This window comes from Rhodococcus ruber, from assembly GCF_016804345.1.
Lineage (GTDB): Bacteria > Actinomycetota > Actinomycetes > Mycobacteriales > Mycobacteriaceae > Rhodococcus > Rhodococcus ruber.
This window is the reverse complement of sequence record NZ_CP044211.1, coordinates 1593402-1611561: the sequence shown is the minus strand read 5'-3', so window position 1 is coordinate 1611561 and position 18160 is coordinate 1593402. Positions and strand designations below refer to the sequence as shown.

The window sequence follows — 18160 nt, the reverse complement described above, 5'->3', positions numbered from 1 at the left end:
GGTGTCGGTCAGGACTGCAGGAGCAGATCGGGCAGGTCGGCGACGGAACCGACGATGTGGGTGGCCCCGGCGTCGCGCAGCGTCTGTTCGTCGTGGGCGCCGGTGCGGGTGCCGACGACGACGGAGGCGCCGGCGCGGCGCCCGGAGAGAATGTCGCCCACGGTGTCGCCGACCACGGCGACCTCGCGCACGTCGTCGATCTCGGCGCGCAGCAGCGCGGTGAGCACCAGGTCGGGGTACGGCCGGCCGCGACCGGCGTCGGACGGTGCGAGGGTGAGGTCGGCGAGGTCCTGCCAGCCGAGCGCCGAAAGCAGCCGGTCCTGGGTGGCGCGGCTGAAGCCGGTGGTGAGCGCCACGACGAGCCCGGCGTCGCGCAGCCGGGTGATCGCGTCCGCGGCTCCGGGGATCGGCTCGACCTCGCCGGCGTCGACGAAGTCGTCGTAGGCACGTTCGAAGGCGGCGTTGGCGGCGCGGGCGCGCTCCTCGGAGCCGAACAGGGACCGGAAGACGACGATCTTGGACCGGCCCATCGTGTCGAGTACGTAGCGCCGGGCGGCGTCGCGTTCGGGTCCGTCGGTGGGCAGTCCGACGCTGGTGGCGGCCGCGTCGAAGGCGCGCAGGACGAGGCCACCGTCGGCGACGGTGGTGCCGGCCATGTCGAGCACGGCCAGTCGGATGACAGTCATCGGTACTCCGGAATGGTTGCGAGAGAGGATGTTCAGAGACTCAGGAGGTCGGCGGTGCACTCACCGAGGTAGGGGCCGAGGGTCATGCCGCGGCCGCCCGGTCCGGCGATGATCCAGACGTCGTCGTCGACGCGGGCACGGTGGACGAGTTCGGTGGGATCGAGGCACTGGCTGTAGACCCCGGCCCACCGGCGCACCACGGGCGGGAGCCGGCGTCCGAGCAGCTCCTCGGTGACGGTGACGAGGTGCTCGTACGGGGCCTCGTCGACGTCGAACGCGAACGGTTCGTCGTACTCGTGCGTGTCGCCGAGGGTCAGCCCGCCGTCGAGTCGCTGCACGCACAGCAACTGCATGCGGTGCTGCTCGGCGGTGAGCGCCTGCGGTTCGCGCGCCTTCAGCTCGTCCAGCGCGGCCCCGGCGAATCCCGGGTAGTAGCGCAGGCTGTCGCCGTCGGCGACGGACGTGGTGAGCTTCTCGCCCAGCGGTGCGGTCTGCATCATCTGCAGGCGCACGCGGCGCAGGGGCAGGTCGCCGCCGAGTTCACGGGCGAGACCGGACAGGGTCGCCCCGGGGCACACGAGCACGAGGTCGGTCTCGTGGACGGTGCCGTGGTCGTCGCGCACCTGCACCGTGCCGTGGGCGGTGCGGGTCACGCTGCGGGCCTCGGTCTCCGGCCGGAAACGGTACCGCCCGGAGGTGGCGAGGTGCCACCGGATCGCGGGCAGGGCGACGCGGGATTCGACGGCGGCGTCGGTGCTGCAGTGCAGGCCGGCGGCGAACTTGCCCCGGAGGGCGGGATTGAGCCGGCGGATCGCTTCGGCCTCGAGCAGGGTGAAACCCCGGTCGCGGGCGTCGGCGCGGTCGGCGGCCGCCCGGGCGACGACCACCTCCGCGTCGCTGCGGAGAAGGGTGATCGAACCGTTCGCCCGGAAACCGATGCCGGGGACGCGGGCGCCGAGGTCGGCCCACAGCTCGCGGGAGCGCAGGGTGGCGGCCAGTTCGTCCTCGGTGCGCCCGGAGACCCACACGAGGCCGAAGTTGCGGACGGTGGCGCCCCGGGCTTCCGGCTCGCGTTCGAGGTGGACGACGTCGTGTCCGCGGCGGACGGCGGCGTCGGCGTGGGCGGTGCCCAGGATGCCGCCGCCGATGATCAGGACTCGCATGACCCGAGCCTGAGTGATGGTCTAGACCAATAATGGGACGGCAGGCGAACGCCCGGTGAACAATTGGTATAGACCAGAATCCGGTACGATTCGACCGTGCCAGAAACCGCTCGCGAGACCCGGGTCCCCAAGCACCAGATCGTGCGGCATCAGGTCACCGCCCTGCTCGACGAGCTCTCCGTCGGCGACCCGGTGCCCTCCGAGCGTGAACTCGCCAGCCGGTTCGACGTGGCCCGGGAAACCGTCCGCCAGGCGCTGCGCGAGCTCCTCGTCGACGGCCGCATCGAACGCCGCGGCCGGGGCACCGTCGTCGCGAAGCCCAAGATCCTGCAACCGCTGATCATCGGTTCCTACACCGAGGCGGCCCTCGCGGAGGGCCGGAGCGCGGGACGCATCCTCGTCGGCTGGACCGACCTCGCCGCCGACCCCGACCTCGCCGCGGTCCTCGCGATCGCCGTCGGCGATCCCGTCCTCGAACTCGAACGCGTCCTGCTCACCGACGGCGTCCGCGTCGGACTGGAACGGACCCGCCTGCCCGCCGCCCGCTTTCCGGGACTCGCCGACAGCTTCGACGCCACGTCGTCGCTGTACGCGGCGATCCGCGCACGCGGCATCACCTTCGCGCGCGCGGTCGAGTACATCGAGACCACCCTGCCCGACGCACGCGAGGCGGCGCTCCTCGACGCCGACATCCGCACGCCCATGCTCCTGCTCAACCGCGTTTCCTACGATCGGCACGAGGCACCGATCGAGCAGCGGCGCTCGCTCTACCGTGGGGACCGGATGACGTTCGTCGCCACGGTGACGCCCTGAGCCGTTCCCGGGGCCCGGCAGACCTCACGAACCGTCGTCGCCCCAGACGCCGAGATGCTGCAGGACCAGTTCCTGCCGCCGTACGAGCCGCTCCGAGAGCGTCCAGTCCGCGTGCTGATACCGCGGATGCTGGGCCAGCGCGATGACGTTGGCCGGGGGATGAACAATCGGGTCGGTCGGCATTTTTTCAGCATCGCAGATTCCCGGCCCCGGTGCCCGGTCGGCGTCCGTTCGCGGCGTCTCACCGGACGGGGCGACAAGGGCGGGATGTGCCCCGTGCCGTTACCGCCGGTAAGGTTCTCGGTCTGGCGTGCAGCGCCTGCATATCGTGTGCTTTCGAAGGGTTGTGTCGGTGTCGGGCGTGATCGCGGGATTCAGCGTCATCTTCGTGATCATCGCGATCGGATTCGTACTCGGCCGGACGGGCACGCTCGGACCCGAGGCCCAGTTCGTGCTCAGCCGGATGGTGTTCTTCGTCGCCACCCCCGCGCTGCTGTTCGACTCGCTGGCCACCTCCGACCTGTCGGTGATCTTCTCCCCCACCCTGTACGTCGCCGCAGCCACCGCGTTCGCCGTCGCCGCGCTCTACCTCGTCGTCGCGAAGCTGTGGCTGCGCCGGCCCCTGCCGGAGCTGACGATCGGCGCGCTTGCCGCCTCGTACGTCAACTCCGCCAATCTCGGCATTCCGATCGCTGTGTTCGTCCTCGGCGACGCCTCGTTCGTCGCGCCGCTGCTGCTGTTCCAGATCGTGCTGTTCTCCCCCATCGCCTTGACGATGCTGGACCTGTCGACGATGCGCCCCGGCGCGTCACGACGGGAGACGATCACCGCCCCGTTCAAGAACCCGATCGTGCTGGCGGGCGCGGCCGGACTCGCCGTCGCCGTCGCCGGCTGGACGCCGCCTGCCGCGCTGATGCAGCCGTTCCACCTCCTCGGTGGCGCCTCCGTACCGGGTGCCCTGCTCGCATTCGGCCTGTCGCTCCAGGGGGTGCGGGTGCTCGAGAAGGGCACCAGCCCGCGCCGCGACGTCGCGCTCGCATCGGTGCTCAAGATCGTGGTGCAGCCCGTCCTCGCCTACGTCATGGCCCGGCACCTGATGGGCCTGGACGGGCACGAACTCTTCGCGATCGTCGTGGTGGCGACGCTGCCGACCGCACAGAACGTGTTCGTCTACGCGAGCCGCTACGGCCGCGGCATGGTGCTCGCCCGCGACGCCGCGCTGGTCACCACCCTCGCCTCGATCCCCGCGATCGGCGTCGTCGCCGCGCTCCTCGCATGACGGGCGCGGCTAGGTTGAGAGCCATGCGATTGCCGGTGCTCGCCGTGTGCTGCGTCCTGGCCGTCGCGTGCGGTCCGGGCGGCGCCGGCGTCCCCGCCCTGCCCGAGGCGCCGACGCCGGAGGGGGCAACGGTCTTCACGGCCCGCGACGATCTCGTCGACCCGCACCCGATCCCGATACAGTCGTGGACCCGCGTCGGCGGCGACCGCATCGCCGTCCACTTCGAGACCGGCACACCCGAGTGTTTCGGGGTCGAAGCCACCGTCACCGAGTCCGGCACCTCCGTGACGGTGGCGCTGCGCGGCGGCACGCTGCCCGAGGCGGTGGACCGGGCGTGCATCATGATCGCCGTCACCGGTGTGCTCGAACTGACGCTGCGGGCGCCGCTCGCCGACCGGATCGTGACGGCCGGCTGATCGATGGCCCGCACCCCCCGGCACTGGCTGCTGCTCCTGTGCACGGCGACGGCGCTGCTGCACGCGACGTTCCAGTCGGTGCGCGTCCTCGTCTCCTACCGCGTTCTCGCCCTCGGCGGCGACGCGGCCGTGATCGGCGTGGTGACGGCCCTGTTCGCCCTCGTTCCGCTGGTGCTCGCGGTGCCACTCGGCCGGGCCGTCGACCGCCGGCACGCGGCCGGAATCCTCCGGGCCGGGGTGGTCGTGTCGGTGGCCGGTGCGCTGATCATCGCCCTCAGCCCGGACCTGCTGGTGCTCGGTCTCGGCAACGCCGTCCTGGGTCTCGGTCAGCTCCTGGTGACGGTGTCGGGGCAGGCGTTCGTGTCGATCCTGTCGCCGCCGGGCGAGCTCGATCGCGGCTTCGCGGGCATCACCCTCGGGGTGTCGGTCGGTCAGGCGATCGGGGTGCCGCTCGCCGGCGTGATCGCTGCGGCGAGCAACGGCGAGACCGTCGAGACCACGCCGGCGCTGCTCGTGATGACGGTTCTGGCCGCGATGGCCCTGCCGTTCGTCGTCGGCCTGCGCGAACCACCCGGTTCCGGACGCACCCCGGACGACGCGCCCCCGCAGTCGGTGCTGTCGATGCTGCGCACGCGCGGGATGAAGCCCGCGATGTTCTCGAGCCTCGTGGTGCTGGCGTCCGTGGACATCGTCGTCGCGTACCTGCCGCTGCTCGGTGAGGAGTTCGGATTCGGGGTGCTGCTCGTGTCGGCTCTGCTCACCGCCCGCACCGTCGCGTCGATCGTCTCGCGCGCGGTGCTGCCGTGGGCGCTGCGGACGATCCCGCGGCGACGTCTGCTGCTGTCGGCGACGGCGTGCACTGCGCTGCCCGTCGCGGCCCTACCGTTTCTGCCCAACCCGTGGGCGCTGGGCGCGCTCCTGGCGCTCTGCGGCGCCTTCTGGGGTTTCGGGCAGCCGCTGACCATGACGTGGGTGGTCGAACTGGTGGCACCGGCGGACCGGGCGTCGGCGCTGGCGGTACGCCTCACCGGCAACCGTCTCGGCCAAGTGTCGGTGCCGTTGGCAGCCGGCGCGATCGCCGGGGTCGCCGGCACCGCCTCGGTGTTCCTGGTAACCGCGGGACTGCTCTCGACCGCCGCGGTGAGCACGTGGCGGGCGCTGCGCAGGTAGACGCCACCCGTGCGCGTTTCCGGTAGTTCCCGCTACCAGAATCGCGCACGGGGTGGGTCAGCGGCGGCGCAGCCGCACGTAGTCGCCTACGACGGCGGCCCCGAGGCCGTCGACGTCCGGCGCGACGACCCGGCCACCGACCCGGCGGGCCATCCGGTCGACGATCCGCGCCAGCCCGGGATCGTCGCCGAGCCGGAAGATCGTCACGTGCGCCCCGACGCGGGCGAGATGGTCGAGCTCACGGACCGTCATGCCGAGCGTGCGGGCGCTGGGCGGATAGTCGAACGCCGCGTAGCCGTCCGCCTCGAGATGCGCGGTGGGCTCACCGTCGGTGACCACCAGCACCACCGGCTGGGCATTGGAATGCCGGCGCAGGTGCCGGCCGGCCAGCATCAGCGCGTGGTGCAGGTTCGTGCCCTGCTCGTACACCCCGTCCAGCCCGGCGAGTTCGGAGGCGGTGACGACGCGGGCGTGCCGGCCGAACGCGATCAGCTGCAGCGCGTCGCCGCGGAACCGGGTCGAGACCAGGTGGTTGAGGGCCAGGGCCGTGCGCTTCATCGGCACCCACCGGCCGTCCATCACCATCGAGAACGACGTGTCCACCAGCAGCGCCACCGCCGCCTGGGTGCGCTGCTCGGTCTCGACGACCTCGACGTCGGTGACATCCATCCGCACCGGGATCCGCGCGGGGGCGCGCAGGGTCGCGTTGGTGAGGGTGCGCACCACGTCCCACGGCTCGGTGTCGCCGAACTCCCACGGGCGCGACGCCCCGGTGGGCTCACCGGTGGCCCCCGCCCGGCGGGTCTCGCGCTGCCCGCCCCGGGTGGACAGCTGGTCCATGACGTCGCGCAGCGCGGTCCGGCCGAGTTCGCGCATCGCCTTGGGCGACAGGCGCCACTGCCCGTCGGCGCCCCGGTCGAAGAACCCCTGCCGCTGCAGTTCCTTCTCGAGCTGGGCGAGCGTGCGCGCATCGGCCGCGGCGTCGTCGCCGAGCTGGCGGGCCAGCGCGTCGAGGTCGATGTCGTCGAGGGAGGCGCCGGCGTACTGCTGGGAGAGCTGCTCGGCGAGTGCGTCGAGTTCGGCGACGTCCTGCAGCGCCCCCGTCGCTTCGCCCAGGCCCATTCCCCGGTCCCCTCGGAACCGCTCCGACCCGGTCCAGTCCTCCCCCGGGCGGGCGGCACGCAGGTGCGAGTCGAGACGGTCGAGCTGCGACATCAGGCTCGGCGAACCGAACGCCTGCTGAGCGAGGGCGTCGAGCTCGTCGCGCTGTTCCTGGCTGAGCGAGTTGCGCAGGCGCTGCGCCGCCGCCGCGCGCTGGGCCAGCGAGTCGAGCAGTTCCTCCACGTTGCCGGGATTCTCCGGGAAGAAGTCGCCGTGTTCGGCCATGAACCGCTCGAAGTCCTCCTGGGTGTCCTCCCCGCGGGAATGCTTGTCCAGCAGATCGTTCAGATCCTCGAGCATGCGGTTCACGCGCTCACGGTCCTCGTCGGTGGCACCTTCGAGGGCCTGCTTCATCCCGGCGAACCGCTGGTCGAGCACCTCGCGGCCCAGCAGGTCACGGATCTTCTCGTAGTCCTCCCGGGCCTGCGGGCTGCGCCAGTCGTAGTCGGCGAGCTCCTGCACGGCCTGCGCGGTGGAGGCGGGCAGTTCCTCGATCCGCATCTCCGCGAACCGGGCGTCGTCGTCGAGTGCGCGTGCGAGGGCCTTGCGTTCCTCGAGGACGGCCCGGTCGAGCAGCTCACGCACCTCGCGCAGCGTGCCGTCGAGGTTCGTCCGGTCCAGCAGCTCCCGCCGACGCCGATTCGCCTGCGCCGCAAGGCGGTCCAGCCCGCGCATCGAGCCGTGACCGCGGCGCAGCAGTTCCCGCAGCGCACGTCGCGGCGAACTGCCGGCCAGCACGTCCTCGCCGATCGCGGCGAGGGCCTCACGCAGATCCACCGGCGGGGCGAGGGGGTCGCCGCCGTCGTAGGGCCCGTACCGCGCGCCCCGGCTCATCAGGAGTACACCGCGGCGCCGTCGTCGTCGGCGTGCTTGGCGATCCGCCGCGCGAGGTAGAGGCCCTCGAGCGCGAGTTCGGCGGCGGCAGCCCGCGTTCCGATGTCCTCCGCGCCGAGCCGCTCGGCGACGACGTCGAGGACGGGCAGGTCGGGCAGTTCGTCCAGCAGCGCCTTGGCGGTGATCCGTTCCCCGGTCACCACCGGCTGTCCCTGCTCGACGGCGGTGACGAGCGGGCCGAGGTTCACCCCGGCGAGCCGGGTGCGGGCGGCGTCCGCGGTGGCCCGCCTCAGGAGGTGATCGAGGACCTCGAATTCCCTTCCCTCCTCGCCGGATTCGAACTCGACCTTGCCCCGCAGCACCTCCACGACGGTGCCGAGGTCGACGGGACGCGCGACGGGGTCGGCCTCGCCGAGCACGGCGCCGCGACGCATCGCCGCGGCGGCGACGGTCTCGGCGCCGGCGACGGCGAAGCGCGCCGACACACCGGAACGCTGGTCCACCGAGGTGGATTCACGCAGCAGGCGGGTGAAGCGGGCGAGGATCTCGAGCAGGAAGTCCGGGACCCGGGCCTGCAGCTGCGCCTCCTGCTCGATGACGGCGATCTCGTCGTCGAGCTGCGTCGGGTAGTGGGTGCGGATCTCGGCGCCGAACCGGTCCTTGAGCGGGGTGATGATCCGGCCGCGGTTGGTGTAGTCCTCCGGATTGGCGCTGGCGACGAGCAGGACGTCGAGCGGGAGCCGCAGCGTGTACCCGCGCACCTGGATGTCGCGTTCCTCCATGACGTTGAGCAGCGAGACCTGGATGCGCTCGGCGAGGTCTGGCAGCTCGTTGACGGCGACGATGCCGCGGTGGGCGCGCGGCACGAGACCGAAGTGGATGGTCTCGGGGTCGCCGAGGCTGCGGCCCTCGGCGACCTTGACGGGGTCGACGTCGCCGACCAGGTCGGCGACGGAGGTGTCGGGGGTGGCGAGTTTCTCGGCGTAGCGTTCGCTGCGGTGCCGCCAGGCGACGGGCAGGTCGTCGCCGAGTTCGGCGGCGCGGCGGATCGAGGCGGGGGTGATCGGGTCGTAGGGGTGCTCGCCGAGTTCGGAACCGGCGATAACCGGTGTCCACTCGTCGAGCAGCAGCGGCAGGGTGCGCAGCAACCGGGTCTTGCCCTGCCCGCGTTCACCGAGCAGCACCACGTCGTGGCCCGCGAGCAGCGCACGTTCGAGTTGCGGAACGACGGTGTCGTCGAATCCGACGATGCCCGGCCACGGGTCGAGGCCGTCGCGCAGGGCGGCGAGCAGGTTCTGCCGGATCTCGTCCTTGACGGAGCGGTGCTCGTGTCCCGAGGCACGCAGCTCTCCGACGGTGGACGGCCTGAGTGTGGGTGACGTCACCCCTCCCAAGGTACGAGCGTTCGGTGATTTCGGCACCTGCAGCCGCGGCGGTGCCCCACCCGGAACCGGCGCCGTACCGGCAGCTCTTCCCGGATCGGGCCGTGCCGGAGCGCGCTGTCGGCACCGATCCCTAGACTCCCGCCATGGACACCTGGCTCCTCGCGGCACTGCTGGGCATCGGGCTGGCCGCCGCCACCGGCCTGCGCACCTTTCTCCCGCTGCTGATGCTCGGCACCGCAGTGCACTTCGGCCTGTTCGGAATCGCGCTCAACGAGTCGATGCAGTGGGTCGGGTCGACGGGCGCGCTCGTCGCCCTGGCGATCGCCACCGTCGTCGAGGTCGGCGCCGACCTCGTCCCCTTCGTCGACAACGTCCTCTCGGCCGTCGCGACCGTCGTGCGGCCCGTCGCGGGCGCGCTGGCCGCCTGGGCGGCGTTCGCCGATCTCGACCCGGCGATGGCCGCTCTCGCCGGCATCGTCGTCGGCGCCCCGACCGCGATGGCGGTGAGCACTGTGCAGACCGGCACCCGCGCGGCGAGCACGGTCACCACCGCGGGACTCGGCAACCCGGCGCTGTCGCTGCTCGACGACCTGCTGTCGTTCGTCACGTCGCTGATCGCGCTCGTCGTCCCGCTGCTCGTCGTGCCCCTGCTCGCGGGCTTCGTGTGGGCCGTCCACCGCGGGTATCGACGGCTGAGCCGCCTGCGGACGGTCTGACCGGTTCTGATAGACACGACGCATGGCGGACACCGACATCTCCTTCTCCAGCGGCGACGTGACCCTGCACGGCAGCCTGCGCGTGCCCGCCGCGAGCGACGGAAACGTCCCCGCCGTGCTGCTGCTCGCCGGCAGCGGTCCCACCGATCGCAACGGCGACAGTGCGCTGCTGCCCGGCCCGATCGGCACGCTGCGCCACCTCGCCGACGTGCTCGAGCGCAACGGCTTCGCGAGCCTGCGCTACGACAAGCTCGGCAGCGGTGTGACCGGCCTCGGCCCGTACGACGTCGCCGACGTCGCCGACCTCGGGTTCTCCACGTTCATCGACGCCGCCACGGACGGCCTCCGGTTCCTCGCCGCGCAGCCGGGCATCGACGCCGAGCGGCTCTACGTGGTCGGGCACAGCGAGGGCGCCCTCATCGCCCTCACCCTCGCCGACGCCGGTGCCCCGGTCGCAGGCATCGCGCTGCTCGAGCCCTTGGCCGTGCGGTTGCTGGACCTGCTCACCGCCCAGATCGACGCCCAGCTCGACGCGGTCGTCGACGCCGGTCAGCTCCCGATCCAGGTCGCCGACGAACTGCGCCTGGCCCTCGCCGGCGCCGTGGAATCGCTGCGCGCCGACGGCACCCTCAGCGACACCCTGCCCGAGCCGCTGCGCAACGCCGGTCTGGTCTCGGCCAACGCCAAGGCCCTCGCCGAGGAGGACGCGCTCGATCCGCGGATGCTCGCGGCTCAGCTCGAGGGCGGGCTGCCGGTGCTGACCAGCGTCTCGGCGAAGGACATCCAGGTGCGGGTCGAGGACGTCGACGCCCTCGACTCGGCGCTCGTGCACACGAACCTGACGTCCCTGCGCCTGTACCGGTCCAACCACGTGCTCAAGGACATCGGCGACCAGCAGTCCACCGGTGCCGACTACATCGCCGATCTGCCCTTCTCCGACGAGTTCACCCGCGGTTTCGAGGCGTGGCTCGCCAAGCTCTGACCCCTCGCCCGAGACGGGCGGAACACAAGAGATGTCAGATTCGCTTTACTCGGGTATGGTGTCCGGTTAACCCGTAGGAACACACGAGAAAGGTACGGTCCGATGCGAGACGACAAGGTCATCGCGGCGAAGTCGATGCGCGTTGCCGTACCCAGCTGGTGCCGACACACCTACGCGTACTTCCACTTCGCCAAGTGGCGACCCCGGGAATGAGTCGACGACTCGATCGATTCCTTCTCGGGCACCCGGGCACATCGCCTCGGGTGCCCTTTCTTTTCCCCGCATACCGATCTTGTCCAGTAAGAGGAGAACACGATGAAACTGCGACTCGGCGCCACCGGCGCCGTCCCCAAGGACCTGCCCGACGATCTCACCGGTCACGCGATCACGATCGACCTGAGCCACGTCGGCACCGAACAGGCTGCGGCCGCTGCGGACCTCATCCGCGAACTGCTCGACCGCGGTGCCGCCCGGCTGGTCATCTCCGACGCCCGCGACGCCGCGCCGCGGACGGTGACCCGCCCGGCGACCGGGCACCCGCACGCGGCCTGACCGGCGCGTGCGGGCGGCCGGCGTCGCTCAGTGCGCGAAGTGGCGTGCGCCGGTGAGGTACAGGGTCACGCCGGCCTCGCGAGCGGCCTCGATGACCTCGTTGTCGCGCACCGAACCGCCCGGCTGCACGACGGCCCGGACACCGGCCTCGGTGAGCACCTGCAGGCCGTCCGCGAACGGGAAGAACGCGTCGGATGCGGCGACGGATCCGACGACCCGGTCCCCGGCGCGGGAGACCGCGAGCCGGGCGGAGTCCACACGATTGACCTGCCCCATGCCGACACCGACGGTGGCGCCGCCCGCGGCGAGCAGGATCGCGTTGGACTTCACGGCCCGGCAGGCACGCCACGCGAACTCGAGATCCGCGAGGGTCTCGGCGTCGGCGGCCTCGCCGCAGGCCAGCTCCCAGTTCGCGGCCGAATCGCCCGGCGCGGTGAGGGTGTCGCGCTCCTGCAGCAGCATTCCGCCTGAGATCTGCCGCAGTTCGATCTGCGCCGCCTGCGGCGAGTCGGCCCGCAGAATGCGGATGTTCTTCTTGCGGCTGAGCACCTCGACCGCGCCGTCCGCGTAGCCGGGGGCGATGATCACCTCGGTGAAGATCTCGGCGACCTGCTCGGCCATCGCCACGCTCACTTCACGGTTGACGGCGATCACGCCGCCGAACGCACTCACCGGATCGCACTCGTGTGCCTTGCGGTGCGCCTCGGCGACGGACTCCGCGACCGCGATCCCACACGGGTTGGCGTGCTTGATGATCGCGACGCACGGCCGGTCGTGGTCGTGCGCGGCGCGCCAGGCCGCGTCGGCGTCCTGATAGTTGTTGTACGACATCTCCTTGCCGTGGAACTGCTCGGCCCGCGCCAGACCCGGCTCGCCCGCCTCGTTCACGTACAGCGCCGCCGCCTGGTGCGGGTTCTCGCCGTAGCGCAGCACGGCCGCGCGCTCCCACGTCGCACCGGCCCACGCCGGGAACTGCTCGGCGGTGTCGGCCTCCCCGGCGGCGTAGCCGGCGTTCATCCAGCTCGCCACCGCCACGTCGTAGGCGGCGGTGTGCTGGAATGCCTGGGCGGCAAGGGCTTTGCGCTGCGACAGGGTGAAACCGCCGCCCTTGACGGCGTCGAGCACGTCGTCGTAGCGGGCCGGGTCGACGACCACCGCGACCGACGGGTGGTTCTTCGCGGCGGCACGCACCATGGACGGGCCGCCGATGTCGATCTGCTCGACGCACTCGTCGGCGGTGGCGCCGGAGGCGACGGTCTGCGTGAACGGGTACAGGTTCACCACGACCAGTTCGAACGCCTCGACACCGAGTTCGGCGAGCTGATCGAGATGATCCTGCTTGCGCGTGTCGGCGAGGATGCCGGCGTGCACCCGCGGGTGCAGCGTCTTGACCCGGCCCTCGAGACATTCGGGGAATCCGGTGAGGTCCTCCACCTTGGTGACGGGGATTCCGGCGCCGGCGATGGTGGCCGCCGTGGACCCGGTGGAGACCAGCGCGACACCCGCCTCGTGCAGGCCCGTCGCCAGTTCGACCAAACCGGTCTTGTCGTAGACGCTGACGAGTGCGCGTCGCACAGCCTTACGTTCGGTCACTGGGGATCACGGCCTTTCGTCCATCGGATACAACTCCACGGGTGGCGACGGCGGCGACCACGTCGGCCAGCAGTCGTCGCTCCACAACCTTGATGCGTTCGTGCAGGGTGGCCTCGTCGTCGTCGTCGAGGACCGGCACGGGTTCCTGCGCCAGGATGGGACCGGTGTCGACACCCGCGTCGACCAGGTGCACGGTCGAGCCGGTGACCTTCACCCCGTAGGCGAGGGCGTCCGGCACGGCGTGTGCGCCGGGGAACGCGGGCAGCAGCGCCGGATGGGTGTTGACGATGCGGCCCCCGAACCGGTCCAGGAAGACCGGCCCCAGGATCTTCATGAAACCGGCCGAGACCACCAGGTCCGGCTCGTGCGCAGCGACGGCGTCGGTCAAGGCGCGGTCCCACGCGGCCCGGTCCGGGTGCTCGCGCAGAGCGACACGGACATGGGGAATACCGGCGGCCTCCGCATGCCCCTCGGCGGCACACTCGCGGTCCACTCCGACGGCGACGATCCGGGCGGGATATCCGTCCGTGTGCGTCGCGTCGATCAGCGACCGCAGCAGGCTGCCGGTGCCCGAAGCGAGGACGACGACCCGTGCCGGCACAGTGGGCGGCAGCTGGTCACGCGAGGCAGTCAGCGCTCTACTCCTGGAACTCGAGAGGGGGCGGCCGGAGGCTCGGCCGGGTAGAGCCTAGCCCTTGGGGGGTGTGGCACCCTCCGGCAGGTCGCCGTTGGGCTCCGGTGGCGCGCCGGCATCCCGGTCCCTCTCGACGGGCCGGGCCGGCTCGTCGGCCGCGTCCTCGATCGTCGCGTCGACGTCCGTACGTTCGGCGACGGGGTCCTCGGTGTCCGGGTCCTCGGTGTCCGGGTCCTCGGTGCCCGGGTCCTCGGTGTCCGCGTCCTCGGTGTCCGGGTCCGCGGTGTCCGGGTCCGCGGCGACGGGCGTATCGGCGGCGGCCGAGGGGTCGTCCTCGACGATCTCGGCATCGAGCACGTCGGCGGCCGGTGCCGCCTCGAGCTCCCGGACGTCGTCGTCGGGGTTCTCGTCCGGCTCGTCGCCGGGGCCCTCGGCCGCCTCGTCGCCGGGCTCCTCGTCGGCGAGCTGCTCTCCGGCGACCTCGTCATCGGTGAGCTTCTCCTCGGCGGCCGACTGCCGGGCGGCTTCCACCGCAGCCAGGCGGTGCTCGCGCCACAGCAGCAGCTGCGAGGTGACGAGGCCGAGCAGTCCCGTCCACGCGAACACCAGCACCCCGGCCAGCCACCAGTTTCCGCCGACCACACCGAAGACCCCCAGCGGGCCACCGGCAGCCCACGTGGCCAGCGCGGTCGTCGCACCGGCGAGCGCCGCCGCAGCAACCACCGTGAGGGCGGCGTCGGTGGACGACACGCGTTCCCCTCGGGCGCGTGCCTCGAGGTGGCACCGGGCGACGTACCGCCCGAGCAGCGCGCCCACCGTCGCGGGGACGGCGAGCAGCACGGGCCAGAACGGCGCGGCCGGTCCCGGTGGGATCACGGCAAGCACCGGCAGGGCAGGCAGGTCCCCGCCGGTCGCCTCGAACAGGCTCACGCGCACGTCGCCGAACTGCACCGTGCTGCCGGTCACCACGGCGGCGGCCCCGATCAGCACGTTGGGCAGGTACAGCACCGACAACACCGTCAGCCCGAGGGCGCCGACCGCTCCCCCGCCGCGGCCGATCAGGTCACCGACCACGGTCCACGACCACAGCAGCGCGAGCACGGTCACCACCCCGCCCGCGGCGAACATCCCCAGCACCGTCCGGGCCGCGGGACGCACGGCGGCGACCAGCCAGTTCGGCACCCCGTAGCGGGACGCCAGCGGCCGCCACGTCCGGGAACCGATGCCGAGCCCGGCCCCGACCAGGTACAGCGCGGTCACCCACGCCAGCGCGGACGCGGGATTGGGGGTGACGACAGGCAGGACACTTGCCGCATCCTGGATCACGATCAGTGCCGCCACCGTGATCACCGTCGGACCGGCGAGGGTGGCCGCCGCGATGCGCGAGGCGTTCCGGCGATCGAGCGGACGGCCACCGAGGGCGACGACACCATCGGTGGCCGACCGTGCGGCCCGAGCGGTCAGCCACACCAGCACCGCTGTCGGCAGCAACGGCAGCACCCCCAGCGGTACCCCGTCGATCGTCAATGTCACCTGGTGCAGGGCCAGCCAGCTGCCCGCGATGGCCGCGTAGATGCCGGTCAGGTCGCTGCTCGCGGCCACCATCGTGGTCACCACCAGCGTGGCGATCAACGCGAGGGTCACCGCCGGCACCTTGGCCGCCGTGCCGAGCAGGATCCGCAACTGCTCCGGTTCGACCGGGGTGCCTTCCGGGGTCGTGTGCCGGTCGGACCGGCCTAGCGTCGAGGTCATCGTGTCGAGAGTGTCACCCGGCGACGATCGGGACGGTCAGGCGCGCCGCAGCATGTGCGGGAGCCCTCACCGCGGTTCGTCGCCGGGACGGAACGCCTGCGTCGGCGCCGGATCCGACGTCCGCTCGGTGTCCCCCTCCGAGGAACGGCCGGTGGCCTCCCGCTCGGAGTCTGCGTCCCGGGGGGCGAGCACCGTCGGCTCGTCGACGTCGCCGCCGGCAGACTCGCCCGTCCGACCGGCGGGACCCGGAGTCCCCGCACCGTACGGCGCCTGCGCGCCCGTCGGGGTGTAGGCCTGCTGTCCGGGGTGCTGGCCCTCGGAATGCTGCCGGTCGACGCGCAGCGGCTGGCTCAGGTGTTCGGTCTGGGCGCCGGCGTCCGGGCTGGGGTAGTGCTCGCGCGGCTGCGCCCCCGAGTACTGGGTGCCGGGGTACTGGCCCCCGGCGTACTGGCCGGAGGGGTACTGGCCGGACGGGTACTGGCCCGACGGGTACTGGCCCGACGGGTACTGACCGGACGGGTACTGACCCGAGGGGTACTGCGCCTGCTGGTAGCCGGGGTACTGCGCCGAGGTCCCGGACGGGTAGGCCGAGGTCCCGGAGGGGTAGGCCGAGGATCCGGAAGGGTACCCGGAGCCCGGCGTTCCGTATCCGCTCGCCGTCGCGCCGGGAGCGTAACCCTGCCCCCCACCGGCACCCTGCGCACCGTAGCCCTGCGCACCGTAGCCCTGCGCTCCGGCACCCTGCGCTCCGTAACCCTGCCCGCCGTAACCCTGGCCGCCGAACGACTGCGCGGGCGAACGACGCTGGCCGGGCACCAAAATCCCGATCCCGAAGAGCAGCGCCATGAGCGCGAGCGCGGTCTGCAGGAAACCGAGGACGAGGATCGACACCCCACCCCAGGAGATGCCGGTGTCGTCCGGGAGGTGGAAGAGCTGGAACAGCGACACCACGAAGCCGACCGCGGAGGCCGCCACCGCGACGGAGCGCAGGTCCTGACCCGGCAGCAGCGACAGCGCAGCGGCCGCGCCGCCGAAGAGCAGGAAGGCCAGCGGGACGACCGCGAACCCGAAGTCGAACGACGACAGCGCGACCTGGGTGCCGAAGGAGATGCGCACGTACGGCGCCAGGCCGAGCAGGAAGTTCAGCACCGCCAGCACCGCGACGGCGATCGGCAGGAGCAGCGGCACCACCTTGTCGGAGACGCCGCGGGCGGCGGACCCGGGTCCTGCCCCGGTCGACGACCCCGAGGGGCCTGCCGGGTTGTCGGACCGGCCCGTTCCCGAGCCTGCTGGGTAGGTCATCGCTCCTCCTGATGTCGTCGGCTGCTCTGCGACCAGCCTAGGCACGATCACCGTGGGCGGCAGGAGTCCCGCGAATCCGGCGAATCCCCACCGGCGAGAATGTGCCCATGCCCAGCACCCTCGAGCCCGGACCGGACGTCGTCGCCGAGACGGAGATCAAGCACTCCCGCTTCCTCGCCGTGCTGCGCCGCGTCGACTCGGACACCGCCGCGCTCGCCTTCGTCGAAGAACAGCGGCGGCTGTATCCCGATGCGCGGCATCATTGCTGGGCCTTCGTGGTGGGCGACGAGCCGGCGCACCGGGCGGAGCGGTCGAGCGACGACGGGGAGCCGGGTGGCACGGCCGGGGTGCCGATGCTGCAGGTGCTGCACCACCGCGACCTGGTGAACGTCGCGGTGGTGGTCACCCGATGGTTCGGGGGCATCAAGCTCGGCGCGGGCGGACTGGTCCGAGCGTATTCGGGTGCGGTGGCGGTTGCGGTCGACGCGGCGACGCTGGTGCCGCGGGAGCGGCGGGAGGTGTTCACGCTGGCGGTGGGGCACGGTGATGCCGGACGCGTGGAGTCGGAACTACGGGGCCGCGGAGTGAGCGTGCTCGACGTGTCCTACACGGAGCGTGTCGTCTTCACCGTCGCGGCGCGGGATGCGACCGACCTGCAGAGCGTGGTGGCGTCGGTGACGGCCGGTGCGGGGGAACTCGTGCCCGTCGGCACCGAATGGGTCGACGGGTAGGCAGCGGAGCCGCCGGTGTGTCCTTTGGGCTGCCTGGACCGCCCAAAGGACACACCGGCGGCGAAGCCGCTCCGCTCTGTTCTAGAGCGACTGCAGGATCTCGCGCGCGAGAGCGGCGGTCTCGGACGGCGTCTTGCCGACCTTCACGCCGGCCGCCTCGAGGGCGTCCTTCTTGGCCTGCGCGGTGCCCGAGGAGCCGGAGACGATGGCGCCGGCGTGGCCCATGGTCTTGCCCTCGGGAGCGGTGAACCCGGCGACGTAGCCGACGACCGGCTTGGTCACGTTCGCCTTGATGTAGTCGGCCGCGCGCTCCTCGGCGTCGCCGCCGATCTCGCCGATCATGACGATGAGCTTGGTCTCGGGATCCTTCTCGAACGCCTCGATGGCGTCGATGTGGGTGGTGCCGATGACCGGGTCGCCGCCGATGCCGATGGCGGTCGAGAAGCCGAAGTCACGCAGCTCGAACATCATCTGGTAGGTCAGCGTGCCGGACTTCGACACCAGGCCGACCGGGCCCTTGCCGGAGATGTTGGCCGGGGTGATGCCGACCAGCGACTCGCCGGGGGTGATGATGCCGGGGCAGTTGGGGCCGATGATCCGGGTCTTGCTGCCCTTCTCGACGTTGTAGGCCCACGCGTACGCGGTGTCCTGCACCGGGATGCCCTCGGTGATGACCACGAGCAGCGGGATCTCCGCGTCGATGGCCTCGATGATGGCGTCCTTGGCGAACTTGGGGGGAACGAACGCGATCGAGACGTCCGCGCCGGTCTCCTTCATCGCCTCGGCGACGGTGCCGAAGACGGGCAGCTCGACGGCGGAACCGTCGGCCGCGGTGTGGGACACCGTGGTGCCGGCCTTACGGGCGTTGACGCCGCCGACGACCTGGGTCCCGGCCTTGAGCATCAGGGCGGTGTGCTTGGTGCCCTCGCCGCCGGTGATGCCCTGGACGATGACCTTCGAGTCCTTGTTGAGGAAGATAGACATGTTCTCC

Annotated in this window: 18 protein-coding genes; 8 read left to right on the top strand and 10 right to left on the bottom strand. The window is 71.8% G+C overall.

Going from position 1 to position 18160, the window contains the following annotated elements; all coding sequences use genetic code 11:
• Positions 1-8: 8 nt before the first annotated feature.
• Together F1734_RS07580 and F1734_RS07575 are read right to left on the bottom strand one after the other, a co-directional pair.
• Positions 9-686 (bottom strand): phosphonatase-like hydrolase, encoded by a 678-nt coding sequence (locus tag F1734_RS07580; RefSeq protein WP_010593023.1) that lies wholly within the window; start codon positions 684-686, stop codon positions 9-11.
• 32 nt (positions 687-718) lie between these two features.
• Entirely contained in the window at positions 719-1849 is a 1131-nt protein-coding gene (locus F1734_RS07575) for a TIGR03364 family FAD-dependent oxidoreductase (RefSeq protein ID WP_048771998.1), read from the bottom strand.
• Between the two features lie 96 nt (positions 1850-1945).
• Here F1734_RS07575 and F1734_RS07570 point away from each other — a divergent pair, with 96 nt between their 5' ends.
• Entirely contained in the window at positions 1946-2662 is a 717-nt protein-coding gene (locus F1734_RS07570; RefSeq protein ID WP_010593025.1) for a GntR family transcriptional regulator, read from the top strand.
• 24 nt (positions 2663-2686) lie between these two features.
• On the opposite strand, the gene F1734_RS07565 is transcribed toward F1734_RS07570, so the two are convergent.
• Positions 2687-2845: a hypothetical protein gene (locus tag F1734_RS07565; protein ID WP_017679440.1), complete on the bottom strand. Its 159-nt coding sequence runs from the start codon at positions 2843-2845 to the stop codon at positions 2687-2689.
• A 169-nt stretch (positions 2846-3014) separates the two neighbouring features.
• On the opposite strand from F1734_RS07565, the gene F1734_RS07560 reads away from it, so the two are divergent.
• The 3 genes from F1734_RS07560 to F1734_RS07550 are packed head-to-tail and all read left to right on the top strand — an operon-like array spanning position 3015 to position 5527.
• A complete protein-coding gene (locus F1734_RS07560) occupies positions 3015-3941 on the top strand; it encodes an AEC family transporter (protein WP_029539917.1) in 927 nt (308 codons plus the stop codon).
• A 23-nt stretch (positions 3942-3964) separates the two neighbouring features.
• A complete protein-coding gene (locus tag F1734_RS07555) occupies positions 3965-4357 on the top strand; it encodes a hypothetical protein (protein WP_203011490.1) in 393 nt (130 codons plus the stop codon).
• Between the two features lie 3 nt (positions 4358-4360).
• Positions 4361-5527: an MFS transporter gene (locus F1734_RS07550; protein WP_203011489.1), complete on the top strand. Its 1167-nt coding sequence runs from the start codon at positions 4361-4363 to the stop codon at positions 5525-5527.
• A 57-nt stretch (positions 5528-5584) separates the two neighbouring features.
• Here the strand turns inward: F1734_RS07550 and F1734_RS07545 are convergent, their stop codons facing one another.
• Positions 5585-7522 carry a vWA domain-containing protein gene (locus F1734_RS07545; protein ID WP_203011488.1) on the bottom strand — a complete coding sequence of 646 codons (1938 nt, stop codon included), beginning with the start codon at positions 7520-7522 and terminating at the stop codon, positions 5585-5587.
• On the bottom strand, positions 7522-8907 hold the full coding sequence (locus F1734_RS07540) for a sigma 54-interacting transcriptional regulator (RefSeq protein ID WP_010593030.1): 1386 nt from the start codon (positions 8905-8907) through the stop codon (positions 7522-7524). The genes F1734_RS07545 and F1734_RS07540 overlap by 1 nt, the downstream gene beginning before the upstream one ends.
• 143 nt (positions 8908-9050) lie before the next feature.
• On the opposite strand from F1734_RS07540, the gene F1734_RS07535 reads away from it, so the two are divergent.
• The 3 genes from F1734_RS07535 (at position 9051) to F1734_RS07525 (ending at position 11157) form a co-directional block, all read left to right on the top strand.
• Complete coding sequence (locus tag F1734_RS07535; RefSeq protein WP_010593031.1) at positions 9051-9623, top strand: DUF4126 domain-containing protein; 573 nt, start codon at positions 9051-9053, stop codon at positions 9621-9623.
• Between the two features lie 22 nt (positions 9624-9645).
• Positions 9646-10605, top strand: coding sequence for an alpha/beta hydrolase family protein (locus F1734_RS07530; protein WP_048774052.1), 960 nt, complete (start codon positions 9646-9648; stop codon positions 10603-10605).
• 315 nt (positions 10606-10920) lie between these two features.
• Positions 10921-11157, top strand: a complete 237-nt coding sequence (locus tag F1734_RS07525) for a hypothetical protein (RefSeq protein ID WP_006945013.1) — start codon at positions 10921-10923, stop codon at positions 11155-11157.
• A 27-nt stretch (positions 11158-11184) separates the two neighbouring features.
• Here F1734_RS07525 and purH read toward each other — a convergent pair whose 3' ends face one another.
• From purH to F1734_RS07505, 4 genes are all read right to left on the bottom strand, one after another.
• Positions 11185-12750 (bottom strand): bifunctional phosphoribosylaminoimidazolecarboxamide formyltransferase/IMP cyclohydrolase, encoded by a 1566-nt coding sequence (gene purH / locus F1734_RS07520; protein WP_064065668.1) that lies wholly within the window; start codon positions 12748-12750, stop codon positions 11185-11187.
• On the bottom strand, positions 12737-13351 hold the full coding sequence (gene purN, locus F1734_RS07515; protein WP_010593034.1) for a phosphoribosylglycinamide formyltransferase: 615 nt from the start codon (positions 13349-13351) through the stop codon (positions 12737-12739). Before purN ends, purH begins: the two co-directional genes overlap by 14 nt.
• Positions 13352-13438: 87 nt before the next feature.
• Positions 13439-15136 (bottom strand): cell division protein PerM, encoded by a 1698-nt coding sequence (locus F1734_RS07510; protein ID WP_203011487.1) that lies wholly within the window; start codon positions 15134-15136, stop codon positions 13439-13441.
• A gap of 66 nt (positions 15137-15202) precedes the next feature.
• The gene (locus tag F1734_RS07505) at positions 15203-16438 is read right to left on the bottom strand and encodes a DUF5336 domain-containing protein (RefSeq protein WP_203011486.1); all 1236 of its coding nucleotides are present in this window, start codon (positions 16436-16438) and stop codon (positions 15203-15205) included.
• Between the two features lie 107 nt (positions 16439-16545).
• On the opposite strand from F1734_RS07505, the gene F1734_RS07500 reads away from it, so the two are divergent.
• A complete protein-coding gene (locus tag F1734_RS07500) occupies positions 16546-17169 on the top strand; it encodes an IMPACT family protein (protein WP_017679430.1) in 624 nt (207 codons plus the stop codon).
• An 81-nt stretch (positions 17170-17250) separates the two neighbouring features.
• Here the strand turns inward: F1734_RS07500 and sucD are convergent, their stop codons facing one another.
• Complete coding sequence (gene sucD / locus F1734_RS07495) at positions 17251-18153, bottom strand: succinate--CoA ligase subunit alpha (protein ID WP_010593038.1); 903 nt, start codon at positions 18151-18153, stop codon at positions 17251-17253.
• Between the last annotated feature and the right edge of the window lie 7 nt (positions 18154-18160).